This is a genomic window from Pseudoalteromonas sp. PAB 2.2 (genome assembly GCF_001938575.1).
Taxonomy (GTDB): domain Bacteria; phylum Pseudomonadota; class Gammaproteobacteria; order Enterobacterales; family Alteromonadaceae; genus Pseudoalteromonas; species Pseudoalteromonas lipolytica.
The window spans coordinates 468257-490558 of the sequence record NZ_LYPI01000007.1 but is presented as its reverse complement, the minus strand read 5'-3'; the positions used below and the strand labels follow the sequence as shown (position 1 = coordinate 490558).

Sequence of the window (22302 nt, the reverse complement as noted above, 5' to 3'; positions counted from 1 at the left end):
GTGTTGTGTAAACGCCCTTTACAGAATTACTCAGTACTAAAAAAGGGGCGATTACGCCCCTCTGCAAATAAGCCACTTAGGCAGTTATTTATTACTCATCGACTTATAAAGAACAGGCAGGACAAATAAGGTCAAAAATGTTGCGCTGATCAAACCGCCAACAATCACTGTTGCCAGTGGTTTTTGTATTTCAGCCCCTATTCCCGTGCTCAATAGCATGGGTATAAGCCCTAACATTGAAGTTAATGCGGTCATTAACACTGGTCGTAACCTTGAGGTTGCCCCATCAAACACCGCGTCATCTACTTCGTCTTTGCCCTTAAGGCGATGATTAATACTTTCTACCATGACCACACCATTCAATACCGCAACACCAAACAAAGTAATAAAACCAACAGAGCTTGGTACCGACAAATATTGCCCAGATACAAACAGAGCCACAATCCCCCCTATTACCGCTAAAGGGACATTCACTAAAATAAGTAATACTTGCGATACATTGCCAAATGCAAAATAAAGTAATAGCGCAATCAGTAACAATGCCGCTGGCACAACAATCATTAAACGTTGCTGTGCCCGTTGTTGGTTTTCAAACTGACCACCTATAGCAACACTGTAACCACTCGGTAGCTGTAATTTATCCTCTATTATCGCGCGAATGTCAGCAACAACAGATCCCATATCACGTCCTTGCACATTCGCTTGTACAACTACGCGCCTTTGTACATCATCACGGCGTACTTGGGATGCTCCTGATTCAATCGCTACCTTAGCCACATCACCTACTCTCACAATCGCCCCCGAGGGGGTTTGTAAACGAAGGTCTGCAATTACACGCGGGTTCTGCCGGTAATTTTCTGCTATGCGAACATAGATATCGTAACGCTCGTTAGCATTGATAATTTGCCCTGCACTTTGTCCACCAATTCCGTGCTGTACAACCTCCATTAAATCAGCAACCGATAATCCAAAACGCGATAACGCTAAGCGATCAGGTTTCACAATTAACTGTGCCTCACCGCCCATTTGCTCCATGGCCACATCTTTAGCACCGGGTATTTGTTTAACTAGCTGCTCAATTTGCTGACCTTTTTCACTTAACACCGCTAAATCACTACCAAACAACTTGATTGCTAACTGTGCTTTTACACCCGATAATAGTTCATCAACACGGGTGGCGATGGGTTGCGAAAAGTTAAATAAGAGCCCAGGAAACTGCTCAAGTTTTTCTTCCATTAACTGCTGGAGTTCAACACGTGTTTTAGCATTTATCCATTGCTCGCGAGATTTAAGACCAATGTATATCTCTATGTTGTTAACAGGTTCAGGATCGCCACCGACTTCTGCTCGACCAATCCGACTAAGTGCATAATCGACTTCTGCAAATTCAAGTAACATGGCTTCCAGTTTAGGTGCCACTGAGATTGCCGTTTCAAGACTGGCTGATGGTGCAAGCGTTACCCGCAAATTAATCGTACCTTCTTCAAGTTCGGGCACAAACTCAGTCCCCAACCTTGGAAGTAAAATAGCGGCTGTAACCAATAACAAAGCAGCAATAGCAAGCACCAACCGTTTTGCTTGTAACGCCTGTCGTAACGCTCGTTGATACAACTTTTCAATGGGTTGTAGCAGCTTACTGTGTTTAACTGTCACGCCTTTAGCAAAAAAGTACACACTTAGCGCAGGCACAACGACTAAGGCAACAATCATGGCACTTACTATCGCTAACATGATACTGACGGCCATAGGCTGGAACAGCTTTGCTTCGACTCCTTCAAAGCTGAATAAAGGCAAAAATACCGTTAAAATAATCAATGACGCAAAGAAAACTGGCCGAGCAACTTCTTTTGCTGCAACAGCAACCAGCTCACGGCTTGATTTACCCTGATTATGTTTTAGCCCTAGATGACGAAAAATGTTTTCAACCATAACAACAGAGCCATCCACCAGCATGCCAATAGCCACAGCAATGCCACCCAATGACATTAAATTGGCCGACAGCCCTAACCAAGCCATAATACTGAGCGCTAAGCCGATTGAAATTGGAATGGACAGCAAAACCAAGAATGTTGCTCTTAAGTCTAACAAGAATAGCGCTAACACTATGATTATAAATACAAATGCAAGTAACAATGCATCTATAACGGTTTGTACCGCGTGGCTAATAAGTGCCGCTTGGTTATAAATAGGCGTGAATTTGACGCCCTCAGGCAGCGCGCGGTTGATCATTGTAATACGCTCGTTAATACCATCGATGGTCTGCTTCGTATTTGCACCAATCCTTTTTAATACCACGCCAGTTACAACTTCGCCTCGGTTAACAACATCACCATTTTCATCGCGAGTCGATAAGGTTACTGCCCCTTGGCGTATTTCACTCCCAAGCTGTACGTCTGCAACATCAGTGACTTTAATTACGGTGCCATCAATCGTTTTGATGGGGGTTTGCGCAATTTCACTCAGGCCTTTATCACCGGTCGAAAACCAGCCAGTACCACGAATAACTAATTGCTCTTGACCGCGGTTCATATACCAACCGCCAACATTCCTGTTGTTTGCTTGCAATGCATTGCTTACATCTTGTTGGCTTAGGTTATAGGCAAGTAATTTGTTAGGGTTGAGGTTAACGTGATACTGTTTTACTTCGCCACCAAACGATAAAATATCAGTAACACCATCAATGGGTAATAGTAATAATTTAACCACCCAGTCATTTAGGCTTCGCAGCGCCATGCTATCAATGTCAGCATCGGGCTTTGCTTCAAGTAAGTATTGATAAACCTGCCCAAGACCAGAGGTATTAGGCCCCATGGTAGGCATGCCAAGTCCGTTAGGGATTAGCTCTTTAGCAGATTGTAAGCGCTCAAACACTAACTGCCGCGCAAAATAGATATCAACGCCTTCTTTAAACACCACCGTCACGCCCGACAAACCTGTTTTTGAAATCGATCGCACTTGTTCAACGTCAGGTAGTGCGTACATTACCGCTTCTATTGGGTATGTGATAAGTTGCTCGACTTCTTCCGCTCCAAGACCAGGAGCTTCGGTGTTAACAGCTACCTGCACATTTGTCACATCAGGAAACGCATCTAAGTTCAGTTTTGGAACCATTAATGCACCCAGAGCAATGGCCGCAAGTAAAGCTAATAGCACGATGAAACGGTTTTTTATCACCGACTCGATTAATAAATTAAACATGCGGCACCTCTAATGGTTATGCGGATCAAACCCGCCTTTTGCGAGCTGTGAAGCAACAAAGAATGCGCCTTGAGTAACAACGTTAACCCCTTGCTCGATACCTGATATTTCACGGTATTGTGCTAAATTTCGACCTACGCTCACCTCTTTGGCAATAAACCCACCATCATCATCAACCACAAAAACTTGCCAATCACCATCGGCACTGCGTGTTAACGCGTTTTCGGGAACCGCAAGCACAGCTTGCTCTGTTGTAAAGTGAAAATACACATCTGCAAACATGCCCGGGTGTAAGCTGTGCTGGGTATTTTTCACTTCAAGCCGCACTGTCCGTGAGCGTGTTTGCTCATCAATAGTGTGCGCCTCTTGAATAACTTTAGCGTGGTAACGGTTTCCATTTACCTGCATCGTTGCAACAGAGCCATTGGCAATCGTGCGGTCTTGATTTGAGGAAAGTTGCGCTTCTACCCACAGCGCAGATTCATCTGCAATGAGCATTAATTCAATACCTGAATCGACACGCTGACCTTGTGAAAAATTATCGGTGAGTACAGCACCCGAAGTAAGTGCAAATAAGGTATATTTACCGAGTTTTTCAGGCGAGATAGTCAGTGTTTGTTCTATTGCGTGTTTAGACAATCCAAACGCGACAAGGCGACTGTATGCCACTTCGTACTCGGCTTTAGCAGTAAGCAGCTGCTTTTCGCTCACCGTACCACGGGTCATTTTACTCACCCGCTGCCACTCAGCTTCGGCTAACCTAAATTCGGTTTGTCGGCTTGCCACTTCTCCACTAAACAAGGTTACCAAGGGCTCACCTTTATTAACATGCTGTCCCAGTAAAGCGTGGCGTTTTACAACAATAGAATCAACACGAGGGGCAACCACATAACTGGCATAGCCATTGGCTTTAACTTCACCCGGTGCATACACGGTTTGGCTGTGTGTTTTGAGTGCAAGGCGTTCGACCTTAATATTCGCTAATTGCTGTTGCTGTGGCGTTAAGGTTACTTCGTTAATGTTTGGTGTTTGTGCATTTTCTTGATGGTCATGCAGTTGCTCTGACGCAAAACTGTTTGTGACATATATAAAGCATACGCACGACAATGCGTAGCGCATAAAATTTCTTAAATACATAATTTTCTCTTACTTAAAATAGGCTAAGCCCAAGCTTGCCTTAAAAAATAATCCCAAAGACAAGGGAATAAAGTGTTAAGTAAGAGAGGCGATTGGGGGGCGATGAAGTGGTGTTAGATCTGCCGACTTAAAATTAAGCTCTAACAATTCAATTTTTGCAAAATAAACTGAAACGGGTTCAGAAAGGGTAAATGAATCAACAAATGCAGGACTGTGACACACATGACAATGGCCTTTTTCGGCGGAGTCAGATAACTGTTTAGCAAGCTCGGCATGCTCAGATTGATGCTGTTGATGATCGCCATTAGCTGCGCAGTGGGCTTCAAGATCCAGCTCTTCTAAAAGCAGGGCTGAGGTGTGATTAAATGCAACATTATGATCAGCCACGTCAAAGCTATCCAGCAACGGCTGGAGCAATAACACACTAATCAAAATAACAAATGCTGCTTTCACGTAACACCTAATAATTGGTACAACGGCGTTAACTTACCAAATTAGTACTTATTTGAACAGTAAAACCTAAACACGAAACACCCCATACATGCATACTGCTAACGAGTGTTTTAAAAGCGATGCTCACATGATATAAAAATAAAGAAATCAGCAACTAGGTATGCTTATGGGACACGGACATCACCACCATCACGATGCAGAAAGCAAAAGCACACAGCAATTATTACTTGCTGTATTAATTAATGTGTTACTTACATTTGCACAAATTGTGGGGGGGCTCATTTCTGGAAGCCTATCGCTCATTGCTGATGCACTGCACAATTTAAGTGACGCATCATCGTTATTTATTGCGTTAATAGCACGCAAAATTGGGGCTAAACCAGCAAATAATCGATATCAATATGGCTATAAACGCGCCGAAATCTTAGCCACGCTTTTTAATAGCCTGAGTTTAATTGTAATTGGTGGCTACTTAGTCATTGAAGCAATAAAAAGTTACCTAAATCCAGAACCCATCGATGGCTGGATCGTTATTTGGGTTGCAGGGTTAGCCCTGATTATTGACCTAGTAACGGCATTCCTTACCTACCGTGCTGGCGCTAATCAAAGTATGAATATTCGTGCTGCGTTTATTCATAATCTTTCAGATGCTATGGCCTCTGTCGTCGTTATTATTGCCGGCTCTCTGATCATTTTATATCAATGGTATATTGTCGATCTTATTGCGACCATTCTTATCTCTGTGTATGTGATATACCACGGCGTATTGCTCTTAATTGCCAGCAGTAAAATTTTAATGCAAGTTGCACCAAGTCACTGCGAATCAACACATGTATCTGAACAACTGATAAGCGCATTTCCTATTTCAAATATTGAATACATAAAAGCATGGCAGCTTGATGAACACACCGTGCATTGCGAACTAAAGTTTTATGCCCACCAAACAATCGACAACAATGAAATTCGTCAATTTTTACAGGATAAGTTTGCTATTAAGGCGTGTACTATTGAGCAAGTTTTAGTGTAAATGTTACTTGTTATCATTTACAATTTACCTTTGTATTTAAAACAAAGTAAAGGAACACCTCTTGAAGTTGTGGTTACGCCGTACGCACTTACTCCTTGCCTTAGTAAGCGGCCTTTTTTTGATTTGCTTGAGTTTAACAGGCGCATTACTTATTTACGCAAAAGATATTCAGTACCTTACACAAAGTGATAAATGGACGGTGACTCCACAAGCTTCACCGCTCGCTTTTGACCCACTAATAGCACGCGTATCAAACACAACTAAACAACCTGTTACTTTATTAATGCCTGAGGCGCGTGATGATCTTGCTTGGCAACTACAACTTGCCAATAATCGTTATGTGAGCGTTAACCCTTACACCGGTGATATTTTATACGAATACGATTATTACAGCACGGTGTATGGATTTACCATGGCGCTACATCGTTGGTTGCTTTACGAAGATGGCGACAAAAACCACCCTTTGAGGAACTGGGTTTCACTATGCGCGCTTATTCTTATTTTAGAAATATTACTAGGGTTTTACATTTGGATTAAACCTAAAAACCGTTTAAAGCGACTAGCTATAAAACCAAAAGCCAAATTTAGAGTATTAATGTACCAACTTCATACCGTGCTGGGCGTCTATTTATTGCTGCCACTTATTTTAATAGCATACACAGGCATGGCGTTTAACTGGCAGACAGAAACTAAAGCGGTATTAGAGTTTGTAATGCAAGGCACGGTTGAAGACAGACCTAAACCACCTGACTTGCTGCCCCCTTCAGAAACAACACCTTATCAAGTACAAAAAGCCTATAACAATGCACTCACTGTTTTTCCTGAAGGTAAACTGTTTAGAATTTATTTACCTAAAAAACCGACTGACAACATTGGTTTTCGCATCGAAAACCCTGGTGAAAGCCATGCCTATAGCTGGGTATGGGCCAACCCGTATACAGCCAATATCGTCGCGAGTTACGACGCCAGCAAAAGCTCGTGGACAACACAAACATGGCACTTTAAATACAAATTCCATATTGGCGATTTTGCGGGACCTATTGTGCAGTTACTGTGGCTTGTGTTTGCCCTGTCACCTTTATTTTTTACTGTGTCGGGTTTTTACTTTTGGTACAAACGCCACTTTAGATAATAACGCGTAATTAAACTTAAACTGATAAAACATGAACCCCCGAGCATATCACTGCTTTTAGCAAAAAGAAGTGTTTACATTGGCTAATTATACTACTGTATTTAGCCACCTTGAATGGCTCATATTCTCGGGCAAAGCATGTTAGTTCAACATACCCAGTGTTATTGATTCATGTGTAAAATAGGTTTTAATACCAACAATACAAAAGAAAGAGTGGGCCAAATTGTAGTTATGACTACCTCTATTGTTTTATTACTTATTTGGGTGCCGCTTAGAAATACAGCGGCACCTGATAAGTTAATTCAAAGTGCTTTCATTCAAGACATCTCTATTCAAGCCAATACTACTCTCTAATGACTTAAAACGACCCTTTAAATCATTGCAGCAATTCACAACATACGCGTTAATTCGACAAGCTCTATCGCTAATATGTTACATACATCGTAGAGATTAAACCGCCAACACTATTGCAAATAGTTATCATTAAGCTTGCCTTTACAGTTCTTTACATTTACACTGCTGCCCCATAACTCATTTCATTTATCTTTTTTAACAAGGACAAACATGTTAAAAACATCGCTTAGCCTTATTGCACTGGTGATAAGTAGCCAATCATTTGCTGATGATGCACTCAATAAAAAACTCACAGCAGAAGAGATGGAGCACGTTGTCGTTTCTGGTAGCCGTGTTTTTGAGAGCATTGATGAAGTACCTGCTTCTGTGACTATAATTAATCAACAAGAAATTGAAGAACACTTAAAGGTAAATCCAGAATTACAAAGTTTGCTGTCACAAATGGTACCCGGACTTGCACCTGACACAGGCAGTTCAAGCAACACAGGCCAAAGTTTACGTGGTCGCGCCCCACTTGTTATGATTGACGGCGTTCCACAATCAACACCTCTGCGTAATGGTTCTTTAGGAATAAAAACGCTTGATCCAAGTGCAATAGCCCGTATAGAAGTTATTAAAGGCGCCACCTCTATTTATGGCAATGGGGCTTCTGGCGGTATAATTAACTATATTACCAAGCAAGCGCAAAGTGAGGGTAAAACCGAAGGTGAAATTAGCCTATCATCACGTTTTAGTGCCGTAAAACTAGAAGAAAGTGCAGGTGCACGCCTCTCAGCAGCTATTAATGGCCGCGCAGATAAATTAAGCTACTTATTTACTGCCAGTTATGAAGAAAACGGGGTACAACGTGACGCCGAAGGCGACATTTTGGGCTTGCAATATGGTTTGTCTGATGCCGTAACCGAAAACTACTTCACTAAACTGGGGTATGATTTTGACGATCAGAAACAACTGCAATTTAGCTATAACTTTTTCAGTTCTCAGCAAAAAACAGATCTCGGTGATGTCGTTGGTAATATTAACGATGGCGAAAAAACCTATGCGATACATGTGCCAAAAGAGTTGCAAAAACGAGGTAAACCACAAGGCCCTGAAGGCAACGAAAATATTACCTTGAAATACACTGATTACGCCTTGTTTGATAATACCCAAATGACCCTAGACCTCTACATGCAGGATATCGAAAACATATTCTTCTATTCGCCAAACCTTGCAAACCCAGATGAGGGCTACGATGGTGGTCAGTCAATAATCAGCTCAGAGAAAAAAGGCGCACGTGCGACATTTAATACCCTGGTTGATTTTGACAATATTGAAGCAACCTTTATCTATGGTTTAGATGCTTTAAACGATGTGACATCACAACCCCTTGTTGATGGCCGCATTTGGGTCCCCGAAATGGACATGAACAGTGTTGCAGGCTTTTTACAGACTAAATGGGTTATCAATAACGACTTAGTTGTTAAAGCCGGTGTGCGTCAAGAAAGCATTGACTTAAGCGTCGATGACTACGAAACATTAAAACTTTGTCGCTCTGCAACACAATGTTCAGTGCCACTGAGTGTAAAAGGCGACACCATTGACTACGACGCAACAACCTATAACGTGGGTATTAAATATAATTTGCTAGCGGCCTTTAGCCCCTTTGCAAATTACTCACAAGGCTCTGACATTTCAGATATTGGCCGCTTGTTACGCGCAGCAACTGTGAATGATATTGGTTTAATTCAAACCGAAGCGTCTATCATCGACAACTATGAAATTGGTTTTACCTCACAGTTTGATGATTTTCGTTTTGAATTTGCAGCCTACCGAAGTACATCGGAGTTTGGGACGACCAACAGTTTTAATGAGACAACTGGAGTGTATGAGCCCGTACGAGCACCACAAGAAATTTGGGGTTACGAAACGCTTGTTGACTACACGATTAGCCCAACCTTAAAGCTAGTTGCAACCTACAGCTATGTAGAAGGCAAAAACACTGAAGACGATATTTACTTAGGTTCTCGTCAAATTAGCCCACCAAAAGGAACTGCGAATTTAAACTGGACGCCTAACGATGAACTGTCATTAAGCGCAAGTTACTTGTATGTTGGCTCACGTAAGCGCTTTGAACCTAATGCAGACGGTGATTATGTGGGCGATCAAGGTCCAATTAGCAGCTACAATATTGTCAACTTGAGCGGCCGCTATAAGTTTACACATAACTGGCAAGCCTTCATGGGTGTTGAAAATCTATTTAATAACGATTACTACCCTGCTCGTGCGCAATCATACACGTACGGTGGTTACAACATAAAAGGCCTAGGTACAACAGTGACATTAGGGGCGACATATCGCTTTTAACGACCGCTTAATAAAACACTAAGTCCTTCTTCGTAAGGGCTTTTTTTATTTTTAAATAAAAACGATAAATTGTTCATTTATCAACCATTAACGCAAACTTAAACGAGAATCACAATCAATAGTAAATAACTGATTTACAAGGAAAAAGTTTGCAATCTTATTTTTATATACTACAATTATCGCAACTTGAATTTTGAGGACAGCACGATGAAAGGTAACCAGAAAGTCATTGATAGTTTTAATAAACTACTCGCAAACGAATTAGCCGCTATAGATCAATACTTTATCCATTCACGTATGTACGATGATTGGGGCCTTAACAAGCTGTACGAACGCCTTAACCACGAAATGGAAGAAGAGAAAGATCACGCTGACTGGTTAATCAAACGTATTCTATTTTTAGAAGGCGTACCAAACATGACCAAGCGTCGTGATTTATTAATTGGTACCGACGTTAAAAGCATGATGCAAAACGATCTCACTCTTGAACTTGAAGTGGTTGATTGTGTTAAAGAAGCCATTGCTATTTGTGAGCAAGAAAAAGACTATCAATCGCGTGAAGTACTTGAAAAACTATTATTCGATACTGAAGAAGATCATGTTTATTGGTTAGAGCAGCAGCTTGGTTTAATCGACAAAATTGGTAGCCAGAACTACCATCAATCTCAAATGGGCGAATAGAGGTTTACACGTATGAAAGGCGATAAAAGCGTTATTGCTGCACTAAACAAAGTACTAGCAAATGAGTTAGTGGGTATTAATCAATATTTTTTACATGCGCGTATGTTTAAAGATTTTGGCTTTTCAAAATTAGACAAAGCTGACTATAAAGTGTCTATCCAAAAAATGAAAAACGCCGACCGTTTAATTGAGCGTATTTTGTTTTTAGAAGGATTACCAAATCTACAAGACCTTGGTCGTCTGCGTATTGGTGAAAACTCTGAAGAAATGATTGAAGCAAACATGAGCTTCGAGCTTGATTCACTACCTGATCTTAAAGCTGCAATTAAACTTGCTGAAGAGAAAAAAGATTACATCAGCCGTGAAGCGCTTGATCACATCTTAAATGAGCAAGAAGAGCAAATTGACTGGCTTGAAACACAGCAACAGTTAATCAAAACCGCAGGGCTTGAGAATTACCTGCAATCTCAAATGTAATTTGCAACTATCAAAAAGCAGCCTCGGCTGCTTTTTTCTGCTTAAGTCCCCCCTAACCTAACTAAATCGTTGCATATATTTAAAGCAATCCTATCAGAAAATTCTGATATCGCTGGGTTTGTCGCAATTTAAAGCTGCTTAACAGTGAACTTGATAATGATTTTTATTAACATTAGCTTGTATCCAATAAAGACACTGAGCTTTAGACGTAAAATATCAATTTACTTAATTAAGCGAGCGAGTTTGTAACATAACATATTGCTTATAAACGCAATGATTATGTTGTTTAGCGTTCACAGCGATTGCGATTAACTTGCTCTACTTCTTGTATTTATTTAATCGTGGATAAGACATATTTAACACGGTGATCATCAGATTTACTCCCTCAAGATGAGCAAGTATGTCGGCACATTGGTATTGCACACCACTTTAAAGGATACATTCACCCTTCGAATAATTAGCTAGGTTTAATAATGAATGATTTAACTAAGCGAGCAGTCATTTCTTCTTGTGAATATTTTAAAGAATGTATAGATCAAACAATCGACACAGGTATTAAAGCAGGTAATAAAATGAGTATGAATTGGCTGTCTGAGGCGCTTAATTACCCTAACAGGAAAAAGTTAGAACGGGATTTCAAACGATATCTCAACACCACTTATAGCGATTACATTGCCAAGAAAAGACTGACTCTGGCTTGCAACATGCTTTGTGAGGAAAAAGTGTCTATTAAAGCGGTTGCGCTATCCTGCGGATTTAGTAATTCTGCGACATTCTGTAATGCCTTTAAACGCCAGTTTGGCTTAGCTCCCTCGGTATACAGAGTTGATAGATACAAACAGCGGGTTAAACAAGGATGTGATTGTTCAAAAGAAAAGCGACTTAACAGCGCCGCTTAGAAATTTAGGATATATTACGCACCAAGTAATGGGTGCGTTTATTTATGAAGCGTCTTTTTGCTCAATGATAGATACTTTATTGCTTAAAATTAATGAGTTAGGAATTAAATGAATCGCCCCTTCACCTTTAATAGTTATATAACGAAGATTTAAATCGACTACGATGCCTTTTGAATTACTCACTTCGATATAATTGCCAAGTTTTACCGGCTTATAAAGGACAATCATCACACCAGCAACCAAATTAGAAATTGCGTCTTTTAGCGCAAAACCAAGTGCAAAACCTGTTAAACCAAGCCCAGCAACCAATGCAGCCACATCGAAGCCTAACTTAGAAAGAGCCAGTACAATGCCAACAAAAAGTAAAATAGCGCGCTGCGAGTTTGAAATCAGTCGGAAGGTTTCAAGTGCTGTTGAGTCAAAACGACGTTGAAACTGCTTTATCGCACGGTCAATAATCAAACTAGCGATAAAACAAACAGCCAACACCAAAAATGCCTGAATGAATTGATTAGTCATCGAGTAAATTAGCTCCAGCCAAAAAGCCTATAATAGGCTTAAATAACCTACCAGAAAACATATTATTGCTTTTCAAATACACAACTAACCGCAGGCTGGCTGAGTGTATAGGTTATTTTATCATTATCCTCAAAGCGCAAATCTTCAACTGTCGTCCCTTCGTCACTTTCATCATTACAGCGACTGTAGCGATTAGTTCTTACTATGCCATTAACGAAATACTTGAGTTTCGATGTGACGATGCAAAAATCAGGAATTTTCTTCGTTTGTGTACCGTTATGTAAATCACTAAAGTCTATTAGGCTTCCTAAAGTGAAGCCTTGTGTGGGCTGTTTAACCAAAGTAAACGGTGCACTTTTGCATACTTCATCACTGCCAGATACAAGAGCATAGTCCCCCTGCTTCGCTTTTATCAATGACAAAAACTGTGTTTTATTACTGGGTTTAACATCGAGTAACGCACTTGCTAAAAGTGAATTTGAGAACAGGAACAACACTAAACAATAGTAATATCTCATTGAAAATCCATAAGCTTATGCACACTAAACAAGCATAGCATGCTGTGTAAGGTTGGTGAAAATATAACTGTATTGCTTCATACGAATTAAAATCAAAAATAGCTCTACTTTATAGATGAACCAGAGGCACTTTAAATAAATATGTGCTATATCTTTGAGTGATAATAATTTTTGGAGGGATTCTAATGAAACTAATCAAGTTACTTTCTATTGCGTTATTCTTCGGTTTATTTAGCTTGCAGAGCGTTGCTGGCGACGATGATTGGAAATCAATTGCTGAAAAAAAGGTCAGCTTTAAAAGTGAAACCGACACTGTTAATCCTTTAACTAAAAGCCGATATAGTCATATAAAAGTCAAATGCACGCATGGCACCGTTAACCTTAAAAGTATTAAGGTGATCATGAATGACGGCGAAGAAAAAGTGTTCGACAATTTAGGTGTTCTCAGTAAAGGCATGTCGTCACGAAGCTTAAGTCTGCCTGATAAAAACGACGCTAAGCTTGATAAAATAGAGCTTAATTACGAATCAGTTGGCAGTGCCGCACTAAGCATGGCGGGTGTAACAGATAAAGCACAAGTTGAAATTCTAGCGAAAAAGGCAAATAAAGAAGATTAGTGCAACTTGCGAGACAATCATGTTCGAACGAGTACATGTAAGCTTTCATGTAGGAACGGCTTCAGCCGTGAACTTTAAAAATTCGGCGTTAAACCGCCTCCTACATCGAAAGTGTTCTGCTTTGTAGGTCGCCGCCACTTACAGCGGCCTATATACTTATAGCAGCCTACATACTTATAGCGGCCTACATAGTGTCGCACTCTATTCTCATAAATCGCGCTAAAGCCCGGCCTACACACCAACTCCGTAGGAACGGCTTCAGCCGTGAACTTTAAAAATTCGGCGTTAAACCGCCTCCTACATCGAAAGTGTTCTGCTTTGTAGGTCGCCGCCACTTATAGCAGCCTACATACTTATAGCGGCCTACATAGTGTCGCACTCTATTCTCATAAACCGCGCTAAAGCACGACCTACACACTCAACTACGTAGGAACGGCTTCAGCCGTGAACCTTAAAAATTCGGCGTTAAAACGCCTCCTACATCGAAAGTGTTCTGTTTTGTAGGTAGCCACTTATAGCGGCCTACATACTTATAGCGGCCTACATAGTGTCGCACTCTATTCTCATAAATCGCGCTAAAGCCCGAGCTACACACTCAACTACGTAGGAACGGCTTCAGCCGTGAACCTTAAAATTCGGCGTTAAAACGCCTCCTACAAGCTTTTCACTTGTAGCTTGCTAACTTTTATCTTGTGCTCCAATACATTGTAAATTAACGCTTATAAAGCGCCTCAATTGTTGCAGAACCAAGCGAATAGGCATTAATCATATACCCTGCTAATGCACCTGATGCGTTTTCTGGCAGCTCAATCTTTTGTGATAATGCATGCAGTGTAAATTGATATCGGTGAGCTCCATGTCCTTCAGGTGGGCAAGCACCACCGAACCCTTTGAAACCATAATCATTTGTTATTTGCACACTCCCTTTCGGCATCGCGTTTTTGTCAGCACTGCCCGCACCGCTCGCTAAACTTGATACAGATTTAGGAATATTCACAACTTGCCAATGCCACCAACCACTGCCTGTAGGGGCATCTGGGTCATAAACCGTCAATGCGAATGCTTCTGTGCCTTGAGGAGCATTTTGCCAAGCAAGTTGTGGTGATAGGTTCTCACCACCACAACCAAACCCTTTAAACTCTTGCGCACGACTCATAAAATCACCATGAGCAATATCTTTACTTGTTAGGGTTAGTGACTCAGCGAATGTCGTGCCAGATAAACATAGCAGGAACAAAGGGGTAACAATTTTAAATGTTGATAATTTCATAATATTCTCCAGTTATTAAGAATAATCATAATAGCTAGCAAAGATAGATCAAATTAGTACCAAAACTGTCAATTATTATCCTGCTTCGCTCAATATTGTTTTACGAAGTGCGGTTGGAGTCGTATTAAACAAGAGTTTAAATTTATCCGTGAATCTAGATTGCGACGAAAAACCACATTGCTGCGCAATAGCACCTATTGATTCTGAGCTACTTTGGATCAAGTGTAGTCCGTGACTTAAACGCGCTTTGTCTTTAATTAGCTGAAAATTGCTGTCTTCTGCGGTTAACTTTCGTCTTAGTGTTGATTCACTCATTGCTAAAGTTGCAGCAATACTATTTGCATCCCAATCACATGTTAAATCACTGGCGATGATAGTATGTACTTTATGAGTGAGTGTTGGCGGCTCGATGATTGAACCTAAGTCTTTAAAGCCCTGTGAAAATAATATTTGCAACAGCTCTTGCCTTCTTATTGGCCATAAGTCAGGCGGCGTTAATGCAGCCCATTCAATAAATTGTTTTAAAGACATTTTAAGTAATGAATCGACGTGCCCTGTTATAAACTTTTTCTTTGGCCCAGTTTGATACTTCAAACACGCAAAATCAGCATAATCAAACTCAATCAATAAAGCGGTATAACCTGCGTTTTGCGGGATATTCCGCATCGCTACATGCGGAGTATTTGCCATAAAAACAAAGTCGCCTGCATTACAATTAAGTTCATCTGTATCAATCAGCTTTTTGCAGCCAGATAGCACAACCACGAGTAACGGGTTAGCGATAGGCACATTAACAATATGCTGTTCATCATTAGCACAGTAAACTGAAAATGGTAAAGAGTGATGTTGCTTTACAGTGTTTAAACCTATCTCTATTAATTCATTCATAATTTGAAGTGTTTTATTTCCTTATACCCGTAGGCACAGCGTCAGCCGTTAAGATAAAAATTCGGCGTTAAGACGCTGCCTACAAGCTATTTCCTTTAAGCTCGCTAACTTTACTATTTACCTGTAAACATGCTTTTATGTATTTATCAAATGAGCTTAATCTCGACCAAAGCCAATCAGCTTTTTACCATTTAACCCATTTTTATGCCATTCGGTTTGCTCTTCGCAGAATATTTGTGCGTCGAGCTCTTTGCTTGGCTCTTCGTTTAAGCTACCAGCGGGCACCAAAAGATAGCTGCTATCTTGTGATTCAAATGGCAGTGCAGAGCCACAGGTTTTACAAAATGCACGTGACAATGCACGATTTGGGTAGTTAAAACGTGTAATATTATGCTCACCTTTCAGCCATTCGATGGCATCGGGTGAGGTAAATAAATTTGCAGCATGCGCAGTACCTGATAATTTACGGCATTGCTCGCAATGGCAAAAGAAAAAACGCTTAAAATTGTCAGTTACCTGAAAACTCACTTCACCGCAGCAACAGCCACCCGTTAATATTTTACTCATAGTCACCTCCTTTTTGATTCAGCATAACCCGAGATAAAGAGTTCAACAATGCGCCTAAATGGTAATAACAAGTAAAACGAATTATGCCTGAATGTACTAGGCTGATAGATTCAACACTCTTCATGTTATATTTAGTAATAGGAACCCACCTTAATTTCACTAAGCCCTGCCATAAAATTCATTTTAATTAATAACTTATGAATAAGTTAAAATTTATAAGCCTGAATAAAAAAGGGGAACTTAATTAATTTTAGATAAAACATAAAAATTCATATGTACCCGTTTATCAATTAAAACAATTGACAAAAAAATAAAAAAGCCACACGTTATAAAGCAATTTATAAAAAATCGCCATCAAACTATAAGACACGAGGAAAATGCGATGATATTAGCAGCAGGTTATCTGGCTATTTTTCTCGGCCTAATACATTCTTTTTTAGGTGAGATTCTTATTTTCCAAAAACTAAGAGATAACGAACTAATTCCAAGTCATGGTGGTGACTTACTAAAAGCGCGACAGGTTAGAATTTTATGGGCCTCATGGCATCTCGTTTCTATTTTTGGGTTTGGGATGGCAAGTATTTTAATATGGCTTTCATTGTCAACCTCAAATTCATCTATCACAGAGGTTTTAATTAATATTGTTTCTATTACCATGCTGTGTGGCGCTGTATTAGTGCTAATTGGTACTAAAGGAAAACATCCCGGCTGGATAGTCCTTACCATAATTGGTATTTTACCTTGGTTTGCCTAAAAGATTTTATAAAGTGGAACTATTAAAAACTGCATAACTATAAAAATGGAGAAATCTATGCAAGCTTATTTTTTATGGCAAGCAACTATTTTGAGCGTAATCACGTTTTATGTTCATACATTTATCGGTGGGCCAAGAGTTGCCGCTCCATTATTAGCTGATAAAACCCTACCTGTAGCATCAAAATGGCTAAATTATTACTGTTGGCATATTACGACACTGTATACACTTATTATGGGTGGAGCTTATGCATATGTAGCACTTTTCCCAGACAAAATTGAGCTAATCGTATTTCTTTGTATCTTAAATTTCTCTTTTTCTATATTGAGCTTTCTCGTTGCTCTCAAAGCAAAAATTAACCCTTTTCGGTTTCCCTCAACATCACTTTTTTTCTTGGTTGCATTATCAGGTTTAACAAGCATATTAATTTAGCAACCTTTAATAACTCACCCTATATTACTAATATAAATTTAATGAAATAATAAATCATGAATAAAAAAAGAGTAAACTCAATCAATAATATACCTATCAAAATTAGAATGAGCATTATTTTTGCCCTTGGAATAGTGTTAATAGCTTACCACTTAACAAAAATTTCAAGCTTATATTTTTTAAATCCTCCGATAGATTATTCATTACTTACTCACTTTCAATCTTTGGTGCGCGTAGTTATTGTTATCTCTTTGTTTTTAGTTATTTTAAAGAAGAAATGCGCCTTGTTCAGTATGTGGGTTAGTATACTCATTTTAGTTATTACCCAATACATTACATACTTTTCAAACTCGCCCACTGACGTTTCTGTATTTTCATATTTAAAAGGCTTTATTTTTCCATCAATAATTACGCTTCTGTTTCCATACAAGAAAGATACAACACGTTCAGTTTAAAAATCAAAAAGGCCATGTTACGTGTGCAACATGGCCTTTTTGAATTGACACAACTTAAAAATCTAAGTTCGATAAAATCTCGTCATCAACGTTATTCGATAACGTCACCTTCAGTTTTGGTGTACGTGCCATTTCACGCTTAATCGCAAAGTTGGCTTCTTCGTTACGCGCCCAACTACGACGTGCAATACCATTATTAACATCAAACAGTAACATTGATTTTAAACGACGTTCAGCGGCTTCAGAGCCATCAAGTAGCATACCAAAGCCACCGTTGATCACTTCGCCCCAACCTACACCGCCACCATTATGGATTGATACCCATGTTGCACCACGGAAACCATCACCAATCACGTTATGAATGGCCATGTCGGCTGTGAAGCGGCTACCATCATAAATGTTTGATGTTTCACGGAATGGTGAATCAGTACCACTTACGTCATGGTGGTCGCGGCCAAGAACTACAGGACCAATTTCTCCACGATTTATTGCATCGTTAAAAGCTTTGGCAATATCTGCGCGGCCTTGTGCATCCGCATACAAGATACGCGCTTGCGAGCCGACAACCAGTTTGTTTTGCTTCGCGTCTTTAATCCAAGTGATGTTGTCTTGCATTTGCTGCTGAATTTCTTCTGGTGACTCAGCCATGATTTTTTCAAGGACTTGTGCAGCAATGGCATCAGTTTTATCTAAATCTTCTGGCTTACCAGAGGTACATACCCAACGGAATGGACCAAAACCATAGTCAAAACACATTGGACCAAGGATATCTTGTACATACGATGGGTATTTAAAATCAATACCATTTTCAGCCATCACATCGCCACCAGCACGAGATGCCTCAAGCAAGAATGCATTACCGTAATCGAAGAAATATGTGCCTTTTGCTGTGTGTTTGTTTATAGCATCAGCATGGCGTTTAAGCGTCGCTTGTACTTTTTCTTTGAATACGTCTGGTTCTTCACGAATTAAACGGTTTGATTCTTCGTAGCTGATATCTACTGGGTAATAACCGCCTGACCACGGGTTATGCAGTGATGTTTGGTCTGACCCTAGGTGAACAAAAATATCTTCAGCTAAAAAGCTTTCCCATACATCAACGATATTACCAATGAACGCAATTGAAACTACTTCTTCGTTTTGTTGCGCGCTGCGTACGCGTTCAACAAGTTCAGGCATGTTATCAATTAGCTCATCAACCCAACCTTGTTGGTGACGTTTTGTAGCCGCTTTCGGGTTTACCTCTGCACACACTGTAATACAGTTTGCAATATTACCCGCTTTTGGTTGTGCGCCACTCATGCCGCCTAAACCAGCAGTTAAGAAAATTTTACCTTTTGGTGATTCGCCTTTTTCAAGTACTTTACGGAACGCATTCATCACCGTAATAGTTGTACCGTGAACGATACCTTGCGGGCCAATGTACATGAATGAACCTGCGGTCATTTGACCATATTGCGTTACACCCAGTGCATTGAATTTTTCCCAATCATCAGGTTTTGAATAGTTCGGGATCATCATACCGTTGGTAACCACAACACGCGGTGCTTCAACCGAAGACGGGAATAACCCCATCGGATGACCTGAGTACATGTGAAGCGTTTGGTCTTCTTCCATCTCACTTAAGTACTTCATGGTTAATAAGTACTGAGCCCAGTTTTGGAATACCGCACCGTTACCACCATAAGTGATCAGCTCTTCTGGATGCTGTGCAACCGCAGGATCGAGGTTATTGTCGATCATAAGCATAATTGCGGCAGCTTGTTCACATTTTGCTGGGTAATCGCTAATTGAACGTGCTTTAAGGTCATAGTTAGGCTTAAAGCGATACATGTAAATGCGACCAAATTGCTTTAGCTCTTGTGCAAATTCAGTGGCGAGCTCTTGGTGCCACTCTTTCGGGAAATAACGCAATGCATTACGAATAGCCAATTGCTTTTCGTCTGCTGATAAAATGTCTTTACGTTTTGGAGCGCGGTTAGCATCGCTTGGATAAGCTTTAGGCTCAGGTAAAACGCGTGGGATCCCTTGTTTAATTTGTTCTTGGAAAGTCATTATCTGCTCCCTTAGTTTACTTTAAACGCTTGCGATTTAACCAGTGTAACCATGGCATCAATATCCGGCTTAAGTAAACGATCTTCTTCTAACTTAGCCACTTTGTTACGAATAATTGCAACGTTTTCTTCTATGATATCTGAGCACTTATTAGGGCGTCTAAATTCGATAGCTTGCGCTGCATACATCAGCTCAATTGCAAAAATTTTATCAAGGTTTCCTAAAATCTGGTTTAGTTTACGACCCGAGATACTACCCATTGATACGTGGTCTTCTTGGCCCATTGATGTTGGCACACTGTCTGCCGATGGTGGGAAACACAGCGATTTGTTTTCTGTTACCAATGCCGCTGTCACGTATTGTGGGATCATCATGCCTGAGTTCAAACCACCAGATGAGGTTAATAAGCGCGGTAAACCGTGTAAACCCTCAAGTAATAAATAACAACGACGGTCAGCAATATTACCAAGCTCAGCCGCCGCAATTGAAGCGTAATCTAATACCATAGCAAGGGGTTGACCGTGGAAACCGCCACCCGAAATAGCCTCTTCTTCGCTGATAACTATTGGGTTATCAGTTACTGAGTTCATTTCTGTTTCAGCAAGTTCTTTTAAGTGGTTGTATGCGTTGCGCGAAGCACCATGCACTTGTGGAATACAACGCAATGAATATGGGTCTTGAACACGGTCACAATTAGTGTGTGACGCCATGTTTTCAGAGCCTTCGAAAAAGCGACGCATACGCGCTGCCACTTCAACATTACCTTTAAAGGCACGAATTGCATGAAGCTCTTCACGAAACGGTGATTGGCTACCCTGCATACCTTCGATACTCATCGCCCCTGCAATATCGGCAAGGTCTAGTAAGTAACCCATTTTTGTCAGTGCAGTGATCGCATGCGATAAAATAAATTGTGTGCCATTGATAAGCGCTAAGCCTTCTTTAGCATGTAACTCCATTGGCTCTAAACCATGCTCTTTGAGTACTTCTGCAGCCGGCTTAATATCACCATCAATCCAAAACTCACCTTCGCCTAATAAGGGTAAAAATAAGTGTGATAACGGAGCTAAATCGCCTGATGCGCCCACTGAGCCTTGTTCTGGCACAACCGGGATAATATCAAGCTCAATAAACTTAAGCATGCGCTCTACAACCGCTAAACGAATACCTGAATAACCTTGGCTTAGTGCGTGCACTTTAGTGATAAGCATTAGCTTTGAAATAGGTTTAGCAATGGGCTCACCCACGCCGACAGCATGAGTGATTAATAAGTTCTTTTGTAACAGATTAGTTTCTTCTGGAGATATTTGCGTATCACATAACGGGCCAAAACCTGTGTTAATGCCATAAATGGCTTTATCAGAGGCAGCCATTTTATCTACGTTTTGGCGGCTTTTATTAATTTTATCAATCGCTTCTTGGCAAAGCTCTGCCTGTAACGTACCCGCTGCAATAGCATTAACGCTGTCTAACGTTAACTGGTCAATACCGTACTTAAATGTCATTTATAACTCCTAAAGAACAGGATTAGTTTTATTTAATGCAATGCTAACTTGCTCTAGATGTTTTACAAATGCATAATTATCGTTATTCATTCCAGATTTATCGAACTATAAGAATCGCCATGCAAGTTCATGATGTAGACCTGCGCTTATTGCGCGTTTTTGTAGCAATTGTAGAGTGTGGGGGGCTGTCGGCGGCCGAGTCGCGATTAAATATTGGCCGCTCAACTATCAGTGCTCATTTATCAGATTTAGAAGTTAGGCTTGGCATTAAATTATGTAAGCGTGGCCGCAGTGGGTTTGAAATTACCGATGCTGGCGCCATTACTTATCAAGCTTCAATTGAGCTTTTACAACAATGTGAAGCATTCGCCAATACAGTCGCCAGTTCTAAAAATGAGTTATCGGGGCGTTTAAGCATCGCCATGATAGATACCATGGTGAGTGACCCACGCTGTGTGATCCCCCGCGTCATAGCCACACTAAAAAGAAAGAGTAACAATATTCAGTTTGATATTAATGTATGTGAAGCCCGAGAAGTCGAAACGTCGGTGGCTAATGGTCGCTCACTCGTTGGCATTGGCGTGAGCCGCCATCATATTCGCGGTTTACACTACACTCCCCTGCATAACGAAACCAACTTTTTATATTGTGCGAAAGGCCACCCGTTATTTGATTGCGAAGACGGGCACATTAATAAACTAATAAAAGAAGCTGAAGTAATCACAAGTAACTATATGCGCGATAAAGAAAGCCGTAACGACGGTTTGAATTATCAAAACAGTGCGGTAGCGTATCACGATGAAGGCATTGCCCACTTGATTCTATCGGGTGAGTTTATTGGTTATTTACCCGATCACTATGCGCAGTTCTGGGTAGATAAAGGTATGTTTAAGGCTATTCAACCAGCCAAGTACCATTATGATATTCCGGTGGTGTTGATCACCTCAAAAACAAACGCTAATTCGCCACTTGCAAACGCCATGATTGAAGAAATAAAACACTGTTATACAGCTTAATA

At 40.5% G+C, this 22302-nt stretch carries 20 protein-coding genes; 10 read left to right on the top strand and 10 right to left on the bottom strand.

Annotated features, from left to right (window positions below):
* Positions 1 to 84: 84 nt before the first annotated feature.
* From BWD47_RS02605 to BWD47_RS02595, 3 genes are all read right to left on the bottom strand, one after another.
* Positions 85 to 3198 carry an efflux RND transporter permease subunit gene (locus tag BWD47_RS02605; RefSeq protein ID WP_075593314.1) on the bottom strand — a complete coding sequence of 1038 codons (3114 nt, stop codon included), beginning with the start codon at positions 3196 to 3198 and terminating at the stop codon, positions 85 to 87.
* 9 nt (positions 3199 to 3207) lie between these two features.
* A complete protein-coding gene (locus BWD47_RS02600; protein ID WP_083633619.1) occupies positions 3208 to 4335 on the bottom strand; it encodes an efflux RND transporter periplasmic adaptor subunit in 1128 nt (375 codons plus the stop codon).
* 75 nt (positions 4336 to 4410) lie between these two features.
* Positions 4411 to 4788, bottom strand: coding sequence for a hypothetical protein (locus BWD47_RS02595; protein ID WP_036972834.1), 378 nt, complete (start codon positions 4786 to 4788; stop codon positions 4411 to 4413).
* A 166-nt stretch (positions 4789 to 4954) separates the two neighbouring features.
* Here BWD47_RS02595 and BWD47_RS02590 point away from each other — a divergent pair, with 166 nt between their 5' ends.
* The 6 genes from BWD47_RS02590 (at position 4955) to BWD47_RS02560 (ending at position 11704) form a co-directional block, all read left to right on the top strand.
* Positions 4955 to 5815: a cation diffusion facilitator family transporter gene (locus BWD47_RS02590; protein WP_036972835.1), complete on the top strand. Its 861-nt coding sequence runs from the start codon at positions 4955 to 4957 to the stop codon at positions 5813 to 5815.
* 61 nt (positions 5816 to 5876) lie between these two features.
* Positions 5877 to 6947 carry a PepSY domain-containing protein gene (locus BWD47_RS02585; protein ID WP_075593313.1) on the top strand — a complete coding sequence of 357 codons (1071 nt, stop codon included), beginning with the start codon at positions 5877 to 5879 and terminating at the stop codon, positions 6945 to 6947.
* 564 nt (positions 6948 to 7511) lie between these two features.
* Positions 7512 to 9647, top strand: coding sequence for a TonB-dependent receptor (locus BWD47_RS02575; protein WP_075593311.1), 2136 nt, complete (start codon positions 7512 to 7514; stop codon positions 9645 to 9647).
* Between the two features lie 207 nt (positions 9648 to 9854).
* Positions 9855 to 10328: a bacterioferritin gene (gene bfr / locus BWD47_RS02570; RefSeq protein ID WP_036972840.1), complete on the top strand. Its 474-nt coding sequence runs from the start codon at positions 9855 to 9857 to the stop codon at positions 10326 to 10328.
* A 12-nt stretch (positions 10329 to 10340) separates the two neighbouring features.
* Positions 10341 to 10805: a bacterioferritin gene (gene bfr, locus BWD47_RS02565; RefSeq protein ID WP_036972843.1), complete on the top strand. Its 465-nt coding sequence runs from the start codon at positions 10341 to 10343 to the stop codon at positions 10803 to 10805.
* 473 nt (positions 10806 to 11278) lie between these two features.
* Positions 11279 to 11704, top strand: a complete 426-nt coding sequence (locus tag BWD47_RS02560) for an AraC family transcriptional regulator (protein WP_036972845.1) — start codon at positions 11279 to 11281, stop codon at positions 11702 to 11704.
* 42 nt (positions 11705 to 11746) lie between these two features.
* Here BWD47_RS02560 and BWD47_RS02555 read toward each other — a convergent pair whose 3' ends face one another.
* On the bottom strand, positions 11747 to 12223 hold the full coding sequence (locus BWD47_RS02555) for a mechanosensitive ion channel family protein (RefSeq protein ID WP_075593310.1): 477 nt from the start codon (positions 12221 to 12223) through the stop codon (positions 11747 to 11749).
* A gap of 62 nt (positions 12224 to 12285) precedes the next feature.
* Entirely contained in the window at positions 12286 to 12741 is a 456-nt protein-coding gene (locus BWD47_RS02550; RefSeq protein WP_075593309.1) for a hypothetical protein, read from the bottom strand.
* A gap of 185 nt (positions 12742 to 12926) precedes the next feature.
* On the opposite strand from BWD47_RS02550, the gene BWD47_RS02545 reads away from it, so the two are divergent.
* Complete coding sequence (locus tag BWD47_RS02545) at positions 12927 to 13358, top strand: hypothetical protein (RefSeq protein ID WP_036972851.1); 432 nt, start codon at positions 12927 to 12929, stop codon at positions 13356 to 13358.
* 712 nt (positions 13359 to 14070) lie between these two features.
* On the opposite strand, the gene BWD47_RS02540 is transcribed toward BWD47_RS02545, so the two are convergent.
* The 3 genes from BWD47_RS02540 to BWD47_RS02530 all read right to left on the bottom strand — a co-directional run bounded on the left by BWD47_RS02540 (position 14071) and on the right by BWD47_RS02530 (position 16083).
* The gene (locus BWD47_RS02540; RefSeq protein WP_075593308.1) at positions 14071 to 14628 is read right to left on the bottom strand and encodes a YbhB/YbcL family Raf kinase inhibitor-like protein; all 558 of its coding nucleotides are present in this window, start codon (positions 14626 to 14628) and stop codon (positions 14071 to 14073) included.
* Positions 14629 to 14703: 75 nt separating this feature from the next.
* Complete coding sequence (locus BWD47_RS02535) at positions 14704 to 15516, bottom strand: helix-turn-helix transcriptional regulator (protein ID WP_075593307.1); 813 nt, start codon at positions 15514 to 15516, stop codon at positions 14704 to 14706.
* A 156-nt stretch (positions 15517 to 15672) separates the two neighbouring features.
* Positions 15673 to 16083 carry a GFA family protein gene (locus BWD47_RS02530; RefSeq protein ID WP_074989107.1) on the bottom strand — a complete coding sequence of 137 codons (411 nt, stop codon included), beginning with the start codon at positions 16081 to 16083 and terminating at the stop codon, positions 15673 to 15675.
* Positions 16084 to 16465: 382 nt separating this feature from the next.
* Here BWD47_RS02530 and BWD47_RS02525 point away from each other — a divergent pair, with 382 nt between their 5' ends.
* Together BWD47_RS02525 and BWD47_RS02520 are read left to right on the top strand one after the other, a co-directional pair.
* Entirely contained in the window at positions 16466 to 16837 is a 372-nt protein-coding gene (locus BWD47_RS02525) for a hypothetical protein (protein ID WP_074989106.1), read from the top strand.
* Between the two features lie 57 nt (positions 16838 to 16894).
* Positions 16895 to 17269, top strand: coding sequence for a hypothetical protein (locus tag BWD47_RS02520; protein ID WP_075593306.1), 375 nt, complete (start codon positions 16895 to 16897; stop codon positions 17267 to 17269).
* A gap of 509 nt (positions 17270 to 17778) precedes the next feature.
* Here BWD47_RS02520 and BWD47_RS02515 read toward each other — a convergent pair.
* On the bottom strand, positions 17779 to 19779 hold the full coding sequence (locus tag BWD47_RS02515) for a urocanate hydratase (protein WP_075593305.1): 2001 nt from the start codon (positions 19777 to 19779) through the stop codon (positions 17779 to 17781).
* 11 nt (positions 19780 to 19790) lie between these two features.
* Positions 19791 to 21284, bottom strand: a complete 1494-nt coding sequence (hutH, locus tag BWD47_RS02510; protein WP_065979097.1) for a histidine ammonia-lyase — start codon at positions 21282 to 21284, stop codon at positions 19791 to 19793.
* 119 nt (positions 21285 to 21403) lie between these two features.
* Here hutH and BWD47_RS02505 point away from each other — a divergent pair, with 119 nt between their 5' ends.
* The gene (locus BWD47_RS02505; RefSeq protein ID WP_065979096.1) at positions 21404 to 22300 is read left to right on the top strand and encodes a LysR family transcriptional regulator; all 897 of its coding nucleotides are present in this window, start codon (positions 21404 to 21406) and stop codon (positions 22298 to 22300) included.
* Positions 22301 to 22302 lie beyond the last annotated feature (2 nt).